This is a genomic window from Blastomonas sp. (assembly GCF_030373265.1).
In the GTDB taxonomy this organism is placed as follows: Bacteria; Pseudomonadota; Alphaproteobacteria; order Sphingomonadales; family Sphingomonadaceae; genus Blastomonas.
In genome coordinates this window covers 124,018-139,383 of record NZ_JAUCZC010000007.1, presented here as the reverse complement: position 1 = coordinate 139,383, position 15,366 = coordinate 124,018, and the positions used below count along the sequence as shown (strand labels likewise).

Genomic DNA, 15,366 nt, shown 5'->3' with positions numbered 1-15,366 from the left:
TCTTAAGGATCGACAGATGGCTGAAACCGAAAAGGAACCGAAGAAGAAGGGCGGCATGGTCAAAAAGCTGCTCATTCCGCTCCTTGCCGTCACGGTACTTGGTGGCGGTGGTGCGGCGGCGGGCTTCTTCGCTGCCGGCATGATTGGCGGCGGCGAGCATGAAGACCCCAACGCGCCCAAGGTGGTCCTGAAGGACGGAACGACCGTGTCCGCCAAGGCTGCGGGCCTCAAGAACCCGGGATCGGCGACGCAGCTCGATGCCAAGTTCAAGGTCACCTATTTCCCGATCGAGGAGCCGTTCACCGCCAATCTGCGCGGCGACACCGGTTTTGCTCAGATGTCGCTCGCGGTCTCGACCTATTTCGACGAGAAGATCACCGCAGCGATGACCGAGCACAACATTGCCGTGCGCTCGGCGGTGCTGATGACGATCAGCGAGTTCGACGCGATGCAGCTCGAATCGCTCGAAGGCAAGGAAGCGCTCAAGGGCAAGATCAAGGACGTCGTCAACGCCACGCTGACCGAAAAGACCGGTTTTGGCGGCATCGAGGACGTCTATTTCACCAGCATCGTGGTCCAGTGAGACACACTTCGATGACACGGGGCGACAGCATTTCATGAGCAAGGCCAAAACCACCGCACCCAAGGCTGCCGAAGCGCCCGGCGAGACGGCTGCCCCCGTGGCGGAACGTCGTCCGGCCGAGCACAGCTTCGCTCGGGCTGATGCCGACCAGAAGACGGTCGTGCCGGTGCTGCGCCGCGTGGGCCGCATTCTGTGCGTCGGCCTGCGCACCGCGCTGGAGCCGATTGCCGGGGTCAAGCTGCGCATCGACGCGCCCGATCCGGAGTTCACCCAGTTCGACGGCTGGTGCGACCGCCAGCCCGAGCTGGTCAGCATCACCCAGTTTCAGCTCAGCCCGATGAAGGGTCGCGTGCTGCTGCGGATGGAGCCGGCGATGGTATCGGCAATGCTCGATGCCTTTTTCGGCGGCGCGCCGCGCGACAGCGCGACGGCCAAGAAGGAGTTCACCCAGACCGACATCCGCCTGATCGGCCGCATGGCCAAGGCGATCGGAGAGCAGATCGGCGGGGCGTGGAACGAGGTCGGCAGCTTTGCCTGCCACGCCGCGGGGCATTCGAGCAGCGTCGACGGAGCGCGGATCGCGGCGCCTGCGGCGCGCATGGTGATCCAGCGCTTCCGCCTGACGCTGCCCGGCAACAGCCGCTATGAAATCGAGATGGTCTATCCGCTCGACGGCCTGCAGGGCGCCGACCAGTGCCTGACGCCCGCAGGCTTTGCCGAGGAGCGTGGACCCGACCCCGCCTGGCGCGAGCATATGGGCACCGTGCTGGCCGATGTCAGCCTGCCCGCCCGGTCGGTGCTGGCGCGCCCGGTGCTGACGCTGCCGCAGCTGGCGGATCTCAAGCCCGGCGACATCATTCCCATTCCACCGGCGCGCAACCTGCCGCTGATCATCGGTGACCGCGTGTTCGCGCGTGGCAGCTTGGGTGAACAGAACGGCCTGGCTGCGTTCCGCATCGAAACCATTGAAAGAGGATAAGAGATCCATGAGCGACATGACCGAAGCCCCGATGCTGGGCGGCCCTGCCGATGCTCTCGACCTGGGCGGCAACGGATTGCATGAGGCGGCAAATCATTACCGCTTTCTTGCCGATATCCCGGTGCGGCTGTCGGTCGAGGTGGGCAGCGTATCGCTGCGCCTCGCCGAAATCATGGAGCTTGCCGAAGGTTCGGTGGTCGAACTCGACCGCCAGGCCAATGAGCTGCTCGACATCAACGTAAATGGCACGCTGGTTGCAAGAGGGGAAGTTGTCACTGTCGACGGCCGGTTCGGAATCCGGGTCGCCGAGGTGGTGACAAAGAACGTCGGCCAGGCACGGGTCGAACGGCGAGTCTGACGGGGTCCGCATTGTCCCCGCCAAGCCCGCCGCAAACCCGGCGGCGCGGCGGAGGACAAGAAGCGGACCTGCATGACCTACTACATCATCAAACTCGTCATCATGCTGCCGATCATGGCCGGCATGATCTATGGCAGCCTGTGGCTGTACAAGAAGTATCAGCCCGGCATGATGGCCCGGCTCGATATGGCAGGCCCCCAGCGCGACCTCAAGATCGTCGAGACGGTCAGCCTGGGCGTGTCGGGCAAGCTCGCGGTGGTCGAGTTCGCGGGACAAAGAATTCTGGTTTCGGTGACGCGCGCGCGGATCGATACGATCGCCCGTGCCGATGCTGAAAGCGGTCCGGCCAGCGTACCAAACCCCCCGGCGACGCTGGCCGGATCAGAACGCGACCTGCTCGCGGCGTTCCAGGGACGCCGGGCATGATTCTCGCCAACGCTCAAGGCCGCGACCGCCGCCGCGCAGGCTCCGGCCTGCTGCGCTGGTGGATCGCCGCGATCCTCCTCGCGATCCTCGCCATCTTTCTCGCCAGCCCCGCTTTTGCCCAGGCCACCGGCCCGGTCGCGGTCCCCGGCGCGTCCGAGGCGCTGGGCCGCGCGCTTGACGACGTCGCAGGCGACGGCAAGCCGCTGACCCTCAGCCTGCAGATCCTTGTCCTGATGGGTCTGCTCACCATTCTGCCCTCGATGCTGCTGATGATGACCAGCTTCACGCGGATCATCATCGTGCTGTCGATCCTGCGCCAGGCTTTGGGGCTGCAGCAGACCCCGCCCAACCAGGTGCTGATCGGGCTGTCGCTGTTCCTCTCGATGTTCGTGATGGCGCCGACCTTTACCGAGATCAATTCGCGCGCCGTCGCGCCTTATGCCGCCGACACCATCGAACTGGAAACCGCGATCGAGATTTCGGGCCGCGAATTCCACAAGTTCATGATCAAGCAGACGCGTCAGACCGACCTCAAATTGTTCATGGACCTCGCCAAGGAAAAGTCGTTCGAGCGGCCGCAGGACATTCCCTTCTCGATCCTGCTGCCCGCGTTCGTGACCAGCGAGCTCAAGACCGCGTTCCAGATCGGCTTCATGATCTTCCTGCCCTTCCTGGTGATCGACCTCGTCGTCGCCTCGACGCTGATGGCTCTGGGCATGATGATGCTGTCGCCGACGATCATCTCGATGCCGTTCAAGCTCTTGCTGTTCGTGCTGGTCGATGGCTGGGCGCTGACCATGGGGTCGCTTGCCGGCTCGTTCGTGACGTGACCATGATGACCGCCCGCCCGCACACTCCCGATTTTGCCTGGACCGGATTCTGACATGGAACAGACCGACTATTTCATCGGCCTCGCGCAGCAGACCTTGTGGATCACCGCGCTCGCCTCTGCCCCGCTGCTGATCCCGGCGCTGCTGGTCGGCGTGCTGCTCGGCATGGTGCAGGCGGCGACCTCGATCAACGAGGCGACCTTGAGCTTCGTGCCCAAGCTGGTCGTGCTCGCGATCATCCTCGCGCTGTTCGGCGGATCGATCCTCTATCTGATCGCCGACTTCACCGTCGAGATCTTCAGCCGCATCCCGGATCTTCTGTTGTGATCGCACCGGGCTTTGCCTCTGTCGAAGCGCAATTGTGGATCTGGATCATGGCGATGATCCGGCCCGGTGCCGCGCTGATGGTGGCGCCCGTGTTCGGTGCGACCGCCGTTCCGCTGCAGGTGCGCATCATCCTGTCGGCGATGATCGGCATCGCCGCGGCCAATTCGGTACCCATCAACCTGCCGGAGAGCACGCTGGTCAGCTACACCGGCTTTGTCTTCATTCTGGGCGAGGTGATCTGCGGCGCGGCGATCGGCTTTGCGTTGCAGATCGGCTATTCGGCCGCGTTCGTCGCGGGCGAGGCGATCAGCAACACCATGGGTCTGGGCTTTGCCTCGATGAGCGACCCGCAGAGCGGTGCCTCGAGCCCGGTGATCGGCAGCTTCCTGTCGATCATCGCGGTGCTGCTGCTGCTGGCGATGGACGGTCATCTGATGCTGATCGCGATCATCGTGCACAGCTATGAGACACTGCCGCCGGGCGATGCCTTTCTGTCGCCGCGGGTCATCTTCAACCTGGTCGAGTTCGGTGGCACATTGTTCTCGATGGGGCTGCTCATCGCGCTGCCGGTCGGCGCTGCGCTGATCATCGTGCAGCTGGTGATGGCGATGCTCGCCCGCTCCGCGCCGCAGCTCAACCTGTTCTCGGTCGGCATTCCGGTTGCGGTGCTCGCGGGCATCGTCCTGCTGGCGATCGCGGCCCCCGTGCTCGCCGATGGCATGATGCGCGCCATCGAAATGGGTCTCGAGCAATCCGAAGTGATGGCAGGGGAGGGCTGAAGCTATGGCAGACCAGCCTCCCGGCGGCGGTGAAAAGACCGAAGCACCGACCGAAAAGCGCCTTCGCGATTCGGCGGAAAAGGGCGACGTTCTCCAGTCCAAGGAGCTCGGCACCGCGATGATCGTCATCGGCGGCACGCTGGCATTCGTGCTGTTCGGCGATGTCATGGTCTCGGCGATCGCAGCGATGCTGCGCGCCGGGCTGGTGTTCGACCTGCACGATGCGACCGACTTCAATGTCGGCCAGCGCACCTTCACGCTGCTCGCGCCGCTGATGCTGCCGTTTGGCGGGCTGTTCCTCTTCCTGATGCTCGCGGCGGTGGCAACGCCTGCCTCCTTGGGGTCGCTCGGCTTTCGCTGGAGCGCACTGCAGCCCAAGGCGAGCAAGCTCAATCCGATGGCGGGTTTCAAGCGCATGTTCGGGATGCACGGCCTGATCGAACTGGGCAAATCCATGGCCAAGGTCGCGTTGATGGGCACGGTCGGCGTGGTGATGATCATGTCGATGCTGCCGCAGATGGCGGAGCTGGGCCATGGTGATGTGCGCGCCGGGATCGGCGCGTTCGGCGAGCTGTTCGGGATCACATTGATGGCGATGGCGGGCTGTCTGGGTCTAATCGCGATGATCGACGTTCCGGCGCAATGGTTCCAGCGCAACCAGAAGCTCAAGATGACCAAGCAGGAGGTCAAGGACGAGCACAAGGAAACCGAAGGCTCGCCCGAACTCAAGCAGGCGGTGCGGCGGCGGCAGTTCGAGATGCTCAACGGGTCGACCCGCAAGGCGGTCGAGGAGGCCACCGTGATCCTGGTCAACCCGACCCATTTTGCGATCGCCTTGCGCTATGACCGGCTGCGCGATGCAGCCCCTGTCGTGCTGGCGCGCGGGCGCGGTGCGATCGCCCAGGCGATGCGCGAAATGGCGATGGAAAAGGGCGTGACCATCCTGCGCTATCCCGAACTCACCCGCGCGATCTATTTCACCTCGCGCCCCGGCGCGATCGTCGATGAGCGGCTGTATATGGCGGTCGCGACGCTGCTCGCCTTCGTCTTCCGCATCAACGAAAAGATGGATGTTGGCTTCGGCCAGCCCGAGCTGGTGGTGCCCGCGGACATGCGGTTCGATATGGACGGAAAGCCGCAGAAATGACGGAAAAACTGCTTAAACCCGGCACGCCTGCGCCGTTAACGGATCGAAGAGGACACGGCCATGGTCACCAATAGCGGAATTTCGAATCTCATCACCGGTTTCACCGGCGTGAACAGCGCATCGCTGGTCAACGATCTGGTGGCGGCATCGCTGCAGCCCAAACAGGCGGCAGTGCGCGAACGGCAGAACCTCAACCAGGCGCGCATTTCCGCGCTCGCTTCGGCATCCTCGGCGCTCGATACCTTCTCGAACGCCCTCACGGAAATCCTCAACGGCCGCAAATTCTCTGGCGCTCTGGTGTCGACTCGCGGCGATCTGGTCGCCGCCAGCTTCATTCCCGGGCAGAAGCCGCAGGGCCTGCCCGCCACGGTGCAGGTGACGCAGCTTGCCTCGGCGCAGAGCCTGGTGTCGGCAAACTCGCTCGCCGCCAACGCCCAGGTGGGTGAGGGCACGCTGACGTTCACCACCGCAGGCGGCAGCTTCGATGTCGTAATCGATGCCACCAACAACAGCCTGAGCGGTCTGCGCGATGCCATCAACGCTGCCGATGGCGGCGTAACCGCGAGCATCGTCACCGACAATTCGGGCTCGCGGCTGGTGTTGCGCGGTCAGGAAGGCTCGGCCAACACCTTTACCGTCACCGGATCGGGCGGTGGCACCGCGCTCGATGCCTTTGCCTATCCACCTGCGGGCGGTGCGGGCATGAACTCGGTGACCACCGCGGCCGACAGCATCGTCAACGTCAATGGCATCCAGGTCGTCAACAGCTCCAACCAGATCGACACGGCCGTGCCGGGTGTCCGGATCAACCTGCTGTCGGCAGCGCCTGGCACCAATGTCGTGATCAGTGGCGACCAGCCGACTGCGACGGTCAAGGATGTGCTGACCGAATTCGTGAAGGCCTATAACAATCTGCGCACCGCGCTGAACGACGCGACCGCGCCCGGGCTCGAGGGTGCGAGCGGCGGTCCGCTGGCGGGTGAACGCGCCGCGCGCGACATGATGCGGGCGATGGCATCGCTGACCACCAAGCCGCTCACCGACACCGGCGCCTTCCGCTCGCTCGCCGATATCGGCGTCAGCACTAGCCGCGACGGCACTCTCACCCTCAACAGCGCCCGCTTCGATTCGGCACTTGCTGCCGATCCTGAGGGCGTGGCCAGGATGCTCGAGCCGGCCACGCCGACTGCGGGCAATCCCGGACTCGCCAAGGCCTTCGAGGACGTCAAGACCAGCCTCAAGGCGCCGAGCAGCTCGCTGACCGGAGCGCAGGAGCGTCTCAAGAAGCTGGCGTCCAACCTCGCCGAGCAACTCGAGAAGGTTCAGGAAGACAGCGACCGCTACCGCGAACAGCTGGAAAAGACCTTTGGCGACATGGACCGCCAGTTGACCATCCTGCGCTCGACCCAGAGCTATATCGAGCAGCAGGTTTCGGTCTGGTCGAACTCGAACAACCGCTAAGAACAAGAAACGATAAGGGAACGCCATGAGCTTCATTTCGCCTCGCCGCCACATGGGCAGCTACAAGGCCGTCGACACCGTCAGCCGGGTCGAGGGCGCGAGCCCGCACGATCTGGTGGTCATCCTGTTCGACGAGCTGCTGTTGCGGCTCGACGCGGCGGTGCGTCACGCCCAGCGTGGCGAGAGCGTCCCGATGATCCAGGCGCGCGCACGGGCGTCGGCGATCGTGATCGCGCTCGAGGAGAGCCTGGATTTCGAAAAGGGTGGCGAACTGGCGCTGGCACTGGCGCGGATCTACCGCGAGGCCAGCCGCCGGATCAACGCGGCCATCAGCGTCGAGAAGGTGGACCTGCTCAGCTCTGCCCGCCAGATGCTCGCCGAAATCGCCGAAGCCTGGCGCACCATCGCACCGCGGTGATCGCGCAGACCCTGTTTCAGCAAGGATCGGGGTCTACCGCGCCGGGTAGCGCAGACGCCCCAGGAAGCGGGTGAGGCTCAGGCTCTCGCCGCCCTTAGTCCATTTGGCCTTGGCCTTTTCGAACTGCATGACATTGTCGATGCGGCGGCCGAGAAACGCGTGGGTGTCGGCGAAATCGGCGCTTTCGTCGTCGAGGAATGCCATCAGCGTCGAGCCATAGACGCCCGACAGGATCATGCGCTTGGAATAATGGTTGTAGTCGGTGGCGGTGTCGCCAGCGAGCCGCCACATCAGGTCTGCGGTCCGCCATGACAGCTTGGCCGCGCGGCCGAGGTTGGCCGGCAACGCCATAATCGCGGTCGCGCGGCGCAGCGCCTCGCGCTGGTGCGCCACCGCCTCGAAGCGGAATGCGACCAGCGAAGCGATGCGTTCGCGGATCTTCATCGCGGCGATACGCTCGGGGGGAAACGCCTCGATCATCTGCGCGTCGACATGGCTGATCCATGCCTCGATCATGTCCATCGGGCCCTGATCGAAGGCAAGCTGGGCAAGCCCGGCCTCCACGCCCTGCGCGCTGGCAGCGGCATCGCGCGCCGCCGGAGTCCAGCCATCGAACACTGCCTCATCGGCGATGAACGGCGGAAGAAACAGCCGCACCTCGTCGAGCGTGGCATCGGCGGGCAGGGTATCGAGCTTGGTCGGGCGGTACATGGGCGTCAGATGCCTCCTTGGATGCCTATCAATTAGGAAGCCGCGGGCGAACCTGCAAGCCGTGCGGCGCGGCGCGCCTCGGGCAGCCGCACCAGCACCAAAGCGATTCCGATGGCGGTCATGCCGATCCAGTCGGGCAGCGAGAGCCGCTCATCGAACGCCACCCAGCCAACCACCGAGGCAATCACCGGCTGGATGAGCAGCACGATCCCCAGCACCACCGGCGAAAAGTGGCTCACCGCATAGACCATCAGCCCCTGGCCGAAGAGCTGGCACACCACCGCGAGCAGCAGCACCGCGGTCCAGTCGGTCGGCCAGACCGGCTCGCCGATCAGCAGCGCGATCCCCAGCAACGGACCGATGCCGAAGATGGTCGACCAGACCAGCACCGACCAGCTCCCCAGGTCCTTGCGGACATGGCGGATGCTCAGCAGATAGACGACATACAGCACCCCTGCGGCCAGGCAGAACAGGTCGCCGACCAGATTGCGCACGTCGAGTTCGTAGGAGCTGCCCATGAGCAGGCCCGCGCCGATGATCGCCAGCACCACCGCGCCGGCTTCAGCCTTGTGCGGCAGCGCGCGGCTGATGACGAAACCGTAGAGCACCAGAATGATGCTGCCCATGTTGCCGAACAGCGTCGAGTTGGCGAGCTTGGTGCGCTCGATGCCGAAGTTCCAGCTGGCCAGGTCCAGCGCGAAGGCAAACCCGCCCAGAGCGAGCATCCACCAGATCGGTTTGCCAAAGCCCGACAGCGGCTCGCGCTGCCGCATCGCGATCAGCACCAGAACCGGCAGCGCGAGCGTCAGCCGCCAGAAACCGGCGGACACCGGCCCGGTATCGGCCATCCGCACGAACAGCGGGCCGAACGCCAGCGCCACATTGGCGAATATCAGCGCGAGAAGGGCGATACCGCCTCCGCGCTCGGTTGCTTTTGTCATCGCGGGGCCTTAGCCAATCGCTTAAATCCTGTCTCGGCAAAACCGGGGCAGCGTGAATGGAGATATGAAGCTTATGCCAACGCTGTTCGACCCGATCCAGCTGGGAGCGATTGCCTGCCCCAACCGCATCCTGATGGCGCCGCTCACCCGCTGCCGCAGCACCAAGGCGCACGTGCCGGTGCCGCTGATGGGGGACTATTATGCGCAGCGCGCCAGTGCAGGCCTGATTATTTCCGAAGCCACCGGGATCAGCCCCGAAGGACTGGGTACGCCTTATGCGCCGGGCATCTGGAACGACGCGCAGGTCGAAGCCTGGAAGCCGATCACCGAGCAGGTGCATGAAGCGGGCGGGCGGATCATCTGCCAATTGTGGCATATGGGCCGGCTGGTGCACTCGGATTTCATCGGCGGAAAGCCGCCGATCTCGGCGTCGGCGACCCGCTTCGATTATCACGCGCACACCTATGAGGGCACCAAGCCCTATGATACGGCGCGGGCGCTGCCGGTCGATGAGATCCCGCGCGTGATCGAGGATTACGCCCGCGCCACCGAGAACGCCCGCCGCGCCGGATTCGATGGGGTGCAGATCCACGCCGCCAATGGCTATCTGATCGACCAGTTCATCCGTTCGTCCTCCAACCTGCGCGAAGATGAGTATGGCGGCGCGATCGAGAACCGCATCCGCCTGCTGGGCGAGGTGGCGCAAGCGCTGGTCGGCGTGTGGAGCCACGAGCATGTCTCGGTGCGGCTGTCGCCCAACGGCGAGACTCAGGGCGTCAACGATGCCACGCCAGAGGACACTTTCACCGCAGCCGCTGCCTTGCTCGACAGCGTCGGAATCGCGTTCCTGGAGCTGCGCGAGCCGCCCGCCAACGGTACCTTCGGGGCCAGCGACGTGCCCCCGGTCAGCCCGCATATCCGCAAGGTGTTCAAAGGGCCGCTGGTGCTCAACAGCGATTATGTGCTGGAAAGCGCGGCTGCCGCGATGGCGGCGGGAAGCGCCGATGCGATCAGCTTTGGCCGCACCTTCCTTGCCAACCCGGATCTGCCCGCAAGGCTGGCGATCGACGCATCGTTGACCCCGGACAACTCCAAGCGCTGGTATGGCCAGGGACCCGAGGGCTATACCGATTACCCGACGATGGCACAGCAGTCCGAACTCGCCGCCGCATCATGATCGCCAGCAGCCAGCCTCTGCTTATCAGCGCGCTGCTGATCGGCGTGGCGCTGGCGCTGCTGCTCGCCGAGGCGCTCTGGCCGCGGCGGCGTCGCTTGCCGGTGGCGCCGCGCTGGCGCACGCATCTGGGCTTCGTTCTGGTCAACATGCCGATCGAGCGCGGGGTGCAGGCCCTGGTGTTCATTGGCGTGTTCGGCGCAGTGACCGGCTATGCGCAACAGCCCGATTTCGGGCTGTTGCCGTTGACCGGCTGGCCCGGCTGGCTGCAGGGCGTGCTGGCGATCCTGCTGCTCGATCTGGCGGTCTGGACACAGCACTGGGCCACCCACCGGCTGCCTTTGCTGTGGCGCTTGCACCGGGTGCATCACGCTGATCGCGACCTCGACATGTCGACGGCTTTGCGCTTCCACCCGCTCGAGATCGGGCTGTCGATGCTGTTCAAGCTGGGCGTAGCCCTCGCGCTGGGGGCGCCGTTATGGGCGCTGATCGTGTTCGAGGTGCTGCTCGCGGTGCTGCCGATGTTCAACCACGCCAATCTGGCGCTGCCCTTGTGGCTGGACAGCGTGTTGCGGTGGGTGATCGTGACGCCCGACATGCACCGCGTCCACCACAGCACCCGGCGGGTGGAGCATGACAGCAATTACGGCTTCTGCCTGTCGATCTGGGACCGGCTGCTGGGCACCTATCGCCCGCGGCCCAGCGGCGGGCACGAAACCATGGCGATCGGCCTGACCGATTATCCCGGCCGAGAATCCAGCCGCTTCGGCTGGTCGATGGGGTTGCCGTTCCGGTAAGCCGGGAAGGATCGCGCTCTGGATCGTCACCCCCGCCAAAGCGGGGGTCCCGCTTCTGTCCAACCCTTGGCGAACAAGCGGGATTCCCGCGTTCGCGGGAATGACGGGCAGCTGAAAAGAGCGCGAGTTAGAGTGGAAACGCCTGGCGGATCGCCAGCAGGCGGCGCAGCGCGCGGCCCAGCGGCAGCTCTTCGGACATGCCCATGCCGCCGTGCAGCTGGACCGCCTGCTTGCCGACCTCGACGCCGTCCTCGCTGACCGCGCGATAGGCGGCGCGTGCGGACCGGGTCATGGCGTCGGCATCGCCGGCCAGGTCGTGCGTCACCGCCTCATACACGAGCGAGCGCGCCTGGTCGAACGCCACCGACATGTCGACCATGCGGTGCTGCAGCACCTGGAAGGTGGCGAGCGGCACGCCGAACTGCTTGCGCTCGGTGGTGTATTGCTGAGTCGCCAGGCACAGCCGGCGCATGATGCCGGTGCCCTCGGCGGCCAGCAGCAGCCGCGCCTTGTCGATCACCTTGGCGAGGACCTCAGCGGCATCGCCGGTGCCCAGCAGTAGCGCATCCGCGCCGACTGCGGCATTGTCCAGCGCCACGTCAGCGGCCCAATGGTCGTCGCGCAGCCGGTAAGCGGTTACGGTGACGCCAGCACCATTGGCGGGAACCAGGAACAGCCCCAGCCCTTGGCCGCCGCTGCCGGGTTCGCCTTCGATCCGGGCGAGAACGATGATCTGCTCGGCCACTGCCGCGCCATGCGCCAGCGACTTGTGGCCCGACAGCGTCCAGCCGTCGCCGCTTTGGGTGGCGCGGGCTTCGCAATACCAGATGTCGTGCCGGGCGCGCGGCTCGTGCAGCGCGACGCCGATGGGGGCGCCGCCCGAAACGATGGCTTCGATCAGGTCGCTGCGCTGCTGCGATTCAGCGCTCGCGGCGATCAGGCCACCGCCCAGGATCGTGCTGGCAAGGACGGGCTCGACCACCAGGCCTTCGCCGAGCACTTCGAACAGGCTGACGCAATCGCCCAGGCCCGATTGGCCGTCGGGCTGGAGTCCGCCATCGGCCTCGGCAAACGGCAGCATCAGCCAGCCGGCTTCGGCCATTTCGGCCCACAGAGCGGTGTTGAGCGGGGCTTCGCCCATCTGGCCGAGCTTGTCGTCGGCATAATGTTTCTGGGTAAAGCGGCGGGCGCTGTCGGTCAGCAGCTGTTGGTCATCATTGGGTGCGAACATGGGTGTTTCGTCCTGAATATCTGCCTGGCGCAGATGGGGTCATCCGCGCCAGGTCTTGTGCGTACGTCCCTCGACTTCGCTCGGGACAAACGGAGATGGCGGGAACGGGCCTTAGAGCCCGGCGGCCATCATCTTGGCGAGAATGTTCTTCTGCACCTCGTTGGTGCCGCCATAGATCGACTGCGCGCGGCCGAAGAGGAACACCGACATCGCGTGCTCGCCTTCCTGGCCGTAAGGATGCGCGGGGTTTTCCGCCGGACGCGGCAGCGCGGCCGGCCCTGCGATATCCAGCGCGAGCTCGGACACGTCCTGCGACAGCTCGGTGCCCAGCAGCTTCAACGGCGCGACCAGACGCATCGCTTCCATCGACTGGCTGGGCGATTCGAGCGCGCGGGCTTCGAGCGCCGCCAATTTGGCGAGCCGCTGCTCGAGATCGTCGAGCCGCTGCGCGATCCGGGGATCGTTGATCGGCGGATCGATGAAGCGCTCGGTCGAGCTGGCCCATTCGCGCAGGCGCGCAATGTCGCCGCTGGTGCGGGTGACGCCCGCGATCCCGGCACGCTCGTTGCCCAGCAGGAACTTGGCATAGGTCCAGCCGTCGTTCTCGTTGCCGACCAGGTTCTTTACCGGCACGCGAACATCGGTGAAGAACACCTCGTTCAGGTGGTGCATGCCGTCGATGGTGCGGATCGGGCGGACCTCGATTCCGGGCGTGTTCATGTCGATCAGCAGGAACGAGATGCCGTTCTGCTGCTTCACCTCGGTGTTGGTGCGTACCAGGCAGAAGATCCAGTCGGCCCAATGGCCCTGCGTGGTCCAGGTCTTCTGGCCGTTGACGACATAGTCGTCGCCATCGCGGATCGCGCGGGTCTTGAGGCTGGCAAGGTCGGATCCTGCGCCGGGCTCGGAATAGCCCTGGCACCAGAAGCGCGTGCCATTCAGGATGTGCGGCAGATGCTCTGCCTTCTGCTCTTCGGTACCGAAGGTATAGATGACCGGCGCGACCATGGTGATGCCGAACGGGCTGTAGGACGGCGCGCCCGCCTTGGTCGATTCATCGGCAAAGATGCGCTTCTTGGCCAGCGACCATTCGCTGCCGCCATATTGCTTTGGCCAGCCGGGAGCACCCCAGCCGCGCTTGGCGCGAACGCCCTGCCACCAGGCGGTCAGTTCCTTGCTGGCGTTGGCAAAGCCGTCGGCGGCAAAGCGCTTTTCGGCGGGAAGTTCTGCATCGAGAAAGGCGCGCACTTCGGCGCGGAAGCTTTCCAGGTCTTCGTCTTCAGTCATGGTCCTCACCTTTGCTGCCCGTGTCGGGCGTTGGACGCCAATCTGCACCGGAAGCGCGCAAAAGCAAAGCGCCATCGACCCGCAAACGTGCGGATTTCCGCGCGATCACAGGCTGACGTTACGGCATCGCGGCGCTTGGCAACGTGATTTTTCGCGCGCCTCAACGGTCGCGGTACTGCGGCACCCGCTTCTCGGCGAACGCCCGTCTCGCCTCGGCATAGTCCTCGGTCATGCTGAGCATGATCTGCTGGCGGTCCTCCAGCGCCAGGGCCGCCTCGAACCCGGTTGCATCGATGTTGCGGTTGAGCACGTCCTTGCTCAGCCGCAGCCCCATCGGGCTGGCGAGCAGCATGTCAGCGGCCAGGGCCTCGGCTCTGGCCATGATATCTCCCTGTTCCGCGATCTCGCTGACAAAGCCTGCCGCCAGCGCGCGCTCGGCACCGACGAAGCGCCCCGACAGGATCATTTCGGACGCGAGCGAGCTGCCCACCAGCCGCGGCAGGAAATAGCTCGACCCCATATCGCAACCGCCCAGGCCGATGCGGATATACGCGGCGTTCATCCGAAAATCGGGGGTGCAATAGCGCACGTCGCTGGCGAGCAGCAGCGACATCCCGCCGCCGCACGCCGCGCCTTGTGCGCAGGCGATGACGGGTTGCGGGCAGGATCGCATCAGCTGCATCACGGTGGCGATCGCGCGCTGGGTGCGCCAGCCGCCATGCACCGCACCTTCGGTCTCGCCGTCTTGCTGGCGCGGAGCCCAGCCCTTCAGATCCAGCCCGGCGCAGAACGCGCGGCCCTCGGCATTGAGAATCACGACCCGCACCTGCGGGCGCTCGGCCAGGGTGCGGAAATAGTCCTGCAGCGCCAGAATCATCGGCTCGTCCATCGCATTCAGGGCCTCGGGGCGGGCGAGCGTCACCGTTTCCACCTGTCCGAACGATGTGATCCGAATTGGGTCGGTCATGCAGTCTGTCCTTAATTGCACTGTAAATGCAGGTAAATTCCCCCGCAGATATCGGTGGATCATGGTTAAGCGGGTTCTACCCTGTAGGAAGCTGGTCGGCGGTGAGCTTGCCGTCCCCGCCGGACGCCCGTCAACTGCGAAGGCCTGCCCAGACATGATGACATCGCTCGTCCGCCGCCTCAAGGGCCGCTCACCCGCCGAGATCGTGCGTCTGGTGGCACACAACATCGCCTATCATGCGCGCGAAATGACGCCGCGGGCCAGGGCGCGCGACCGCCAGTTCCAGGCGTTCGACCAGACCTGGGGCACGGACACCTTTGCGATCAGAGAACTGCACACACTTGAGGTCGATCCTTCGGTCGCTGCGCATGCCCGGCGCTATCAGTCGAGCAACGGCGCCGACATGCCGGTTTGGTTTGCCGAGCTGGGCGTGGATTTTGGCCGGACGGTGTTCATCGACTATGGCTGCGGCAAGGGCCGGGCGCTGCTCGAGGCCGCCCGCTTCGGCTTCCACCGGGTGATCGGAGTCGAATTCGCGCCCGAACTGGCGAAGATCGCGCTCGCCAACCGCGACATCGTGCAGGCGAAAGGGGGGCTGGTTGCGCCGATCGAGGTCGTGTGCATGGATGCGCGCAAGTATGTCCCGCCGAACGACGTGCCCCTATTGTGCTATTTCTACGATCCTTTCGACGATGCCGTGATGGCGCCGGTCGCCGAGCGGCTCTGCGCGCTGACCCAGCCGGTCACGATCATCTATCTCGAACCCAACTGCGCCGATCAGTTCCGCCGCCGTGGCGGCTGGAGCGAAAGCCGCAGCGCGGGCACATTGGTGCTGCGCAACGCGGCGGCGCTGGCAGCCTAGCGCCCGCTCGAACGCGGTGTGGGAAATGCGCATCGACCTGCCGTATTATTGCCCACAAACCGACGGTTTTTCTTGCGTTTTTGTGCCC

General features: G+C 65.2%; 18 protein-coding genes. 13 read left to right on the top strand and 5 right to left on the bottom strand.

Translation table 11 applies throughout. From position 1 onward, the window contains the following. Positions 1-16: 16 nt before the first annotated feature. The 10 genes from QUV11_RS06265 to fliS all read left to right on the top strand — a co-directional run bounded on the left by QUV11_RS06265 (position 17) and on the right by fliS (position 7,308). A complete protein-coding gene (locus QUV11_RS06265; RefSeq protein WP_300881109.1) occupies positions 17-583 on the top strand; it encodes a flagellar basal body-associated FliL family protein in 567 nt (188 codons plus the stop codon). A 34-nt stretch (positions 584-617) separates the two neighbouring features. Continuing rightward, on the top strand, positions 618-1,562 hold the full coding sequence (locus tag QUV11_RS06260) for a FliM/FliN family flagellar motor switch protein (protein ID WP_300881108.1): 945 nt from the start codon (positions 618-620) through the stop codon (positions 1,560-1,562). Positions 1,563-1,569: 7 nt separating this feature from the next. Next, positions 1,570-1,920, top strand: a complete 351-nt coding sequence (gene fliN / locus QUV11_RS06255) for a flagellar motor switch protein FliN (protein WP_289620216.1) — start codon at positions 1,570-1,572, stop codon at positions 1,918-1,920. Between the two features lie 72 nt (positions 1,921-1,992). Then, positions 1,993-2,346, top strand: a complete 354-nt coding sequence (locus tag QUV11_RS06250) for a flagellar biosynthetic protein FliO (RefSeq protein WP_300881107.1) — start codon at positions 1,993-1,995, stop codon at positions 2,344-2,346. Beyond that, the gene (fliP, locus tag QUV11_RS06245; protein WP_300881106.1) at positions 2,343-3,176 is read left to right on the top strand and encodes a flagellar type III secretion system pore protein FliP; all 834 of its coding nucleotides are present in this window, start codon (positions 2,343-2,345) and stop codon (positions 3,174-3,176) included. The genes QUV11_RS06250 and fliP overlap by 4 nt, the downstream gene beginning before the upstream one ends. 54 nt (positions 3,177-3,230) lie before the next feature. Continuing rightward, the gene (locus tag QUV11_RS06240) at positions 3,231-3,503 is read left to right on the top strand and encodes a flagellar biosynthetic protein FliQ (RefSeq protein ID WP_054135646.1); all 273 of its coding nucleotides are present in this window, start codon (positions 3,231-3,233) and stop codon (positions 3,501-3,503) included. Continuing rightward, positions 3,500-4,282, top strand: a complete 783-nt coding sequence (fliR, locus tag QUV11_RS06235) for a flagellar biosynthetic protein FliR (RefSeq protein WP_300881105.1) — start codon at positions 3,500-3,502, stop codon at positions 4,280-4,282. Before QUV11_RS06240 ends, fliR begins: the two co-directional genes overlap by 4 nt. A 4-nt stretch (positions 4,283-4,286) precedes the next feature. Further along, complete coding sequence (locus tag QUV11_RS06230; protein ID WP_300881104.1) at positions 4,287-5,429, top strand: flagellar biosynthesis protein FlhB; 1,143 nt, start codon at positions 4,287-4,289, stop codon at positions 5,427-5,429. Between the two features lie 60 nt (positions 5,430-5,489). Next, positions 5,490-6,890 (top strand): flagellar filament capping protein FliD, encoded by a 1,401-nt coding sequence (gene fliD, locus QUV11_RS06225; protein ID WP_300881103.1) that lies wholly within the window; start codon positions 5,490-5,492, stop codon positions 6,888-6,890. A gap of 25 nt (positions 6,891-6,915) precedes the next feature. Next, entirely contained in the window at positions 6,916-7,308 is a 393-nt protein-coding gene (fliS, locus tag QUV11_RS06220) for a flagellar export chaperone FliS (RefSeq protein WP_300881102.1), read from the top strand. 33 nt (positions 7,309-7,341) lie between these two features. Here fliS and QUV11_RS06215 read toward each other — a convergent pair whose 3' ends face one another. Then, a complete protein-coding gene (locus tag QUV11_RS06215) occupies positions 7,342-8,019 on the bottom strand; it encodes a COQ9 family protein (protein ID WP_300881101.1) in 678 nt (225 codons plus the stop codon). Between the two features lie 32 nt (positions 8,020-8,051). After that, positions 8,052-8,960, bottom strand: a complete 909-nt coding sequence (locus QUV11_RS06210) for a DMT family transporter (RefSeq protein ID WP_300881100.1) — start codon at positions 8,958-8,960, stop codon at positions 8,052-8,054. A 73-nt stretch (positions 8,961-9,033) separates the two neighbouring features. Between QUV11_RS06210 and QUV11_RS06205 the strand changes: the two genes are divergently transcribed. Then, the gene (locus QUV11_RS06205; protein ID WP_300881130.1) at positions 9,034-10,137 is read left to right on the top strand and encodes an alkene reductase; all 1,104 of its coding nucleotides are present in this window, start codon (positions 9,034-9,036) and stop codon (positions 10,135-10,137) included. Next, the gene (locus QUV11_RS06200) at positions 10,134-10,931 is read left to right on the top strand and encodes a sterol desaturase family protein (RefSeq protein WP_300881098.1); all 798 of its coding nucleotides are present in this window, start codon (positions 10,134-10,136) and stop codon (positions 10,929-10,931) included. The genes QUV11_RS06205 and QUV11_RS06200 overlap by 4 nt, the downstream gene beginning before the upstream one ends. Before the next feature lie 127 nt (positions 10,932-11,058). Here QUV11_RS06200 and QUV11_RS06195 read toward each other — a convergent pair whose 3' ends face one another. The 3 genes from QUV11_RS06195 to QUV11_RS06185 form a co-directional block, all read right to left on the bottom strand. Next, the gene (locus tag QUV11_RS06195; protein WP_300881097.1) at positions 11,059-12,162 is read right to left on the bottom strand and encodes an acyl-CoA dehydrogenase; all 1,104 of its coding nucleotides are present in this window, start codon (positions 12,160-12,162) and stop codon (positions 11,059-11,061) included. Between the two features lie 111 nt (positions 12,163-12,273). Further along, positions 12,274-13,449 (bottom strand): acyl-CoA dehydrogenase family protein, encoded by a 1,176-nt coding sequence (locus QUV11_RS06190; RefSeq protein ID WP_300881096.1) that lies wholly within the window; start codon positions 13,447-13,449, stop codon positions 12,274-12,276. Between the two features lie 160 nt (positions 13,450-13,609). Next, positions 13,610-14,416, bottom strand: a complete 807-nt coding sequence (locus tag QUV11_RS06185) for an enoyl-CoA hydratase/isomerase family protein (protein ID WP_300881095.1) — start codon at positions 14,414-14,416, stop codon at positions 13,610-13,612. Positions 14,417-14,570: 154 nt separating this feature from the next. On the opposite strand from QUV11_RS06185, the gene QUV11_RS06180 reads away from it, so the two are divergent. After that, positions 14,571-15,278: a methyltransferase domain-containing protein gene (locus QUV11_RS06180; protein ID WP_300881094.1), complete on the top strand. Its 708-nt coding sequence runs from the start codon at positions 14,571-14,573 to the stop codon at positions 15,276-15,278. Positions 15,279-15,366: the final 88 nt, after the last annotated feature.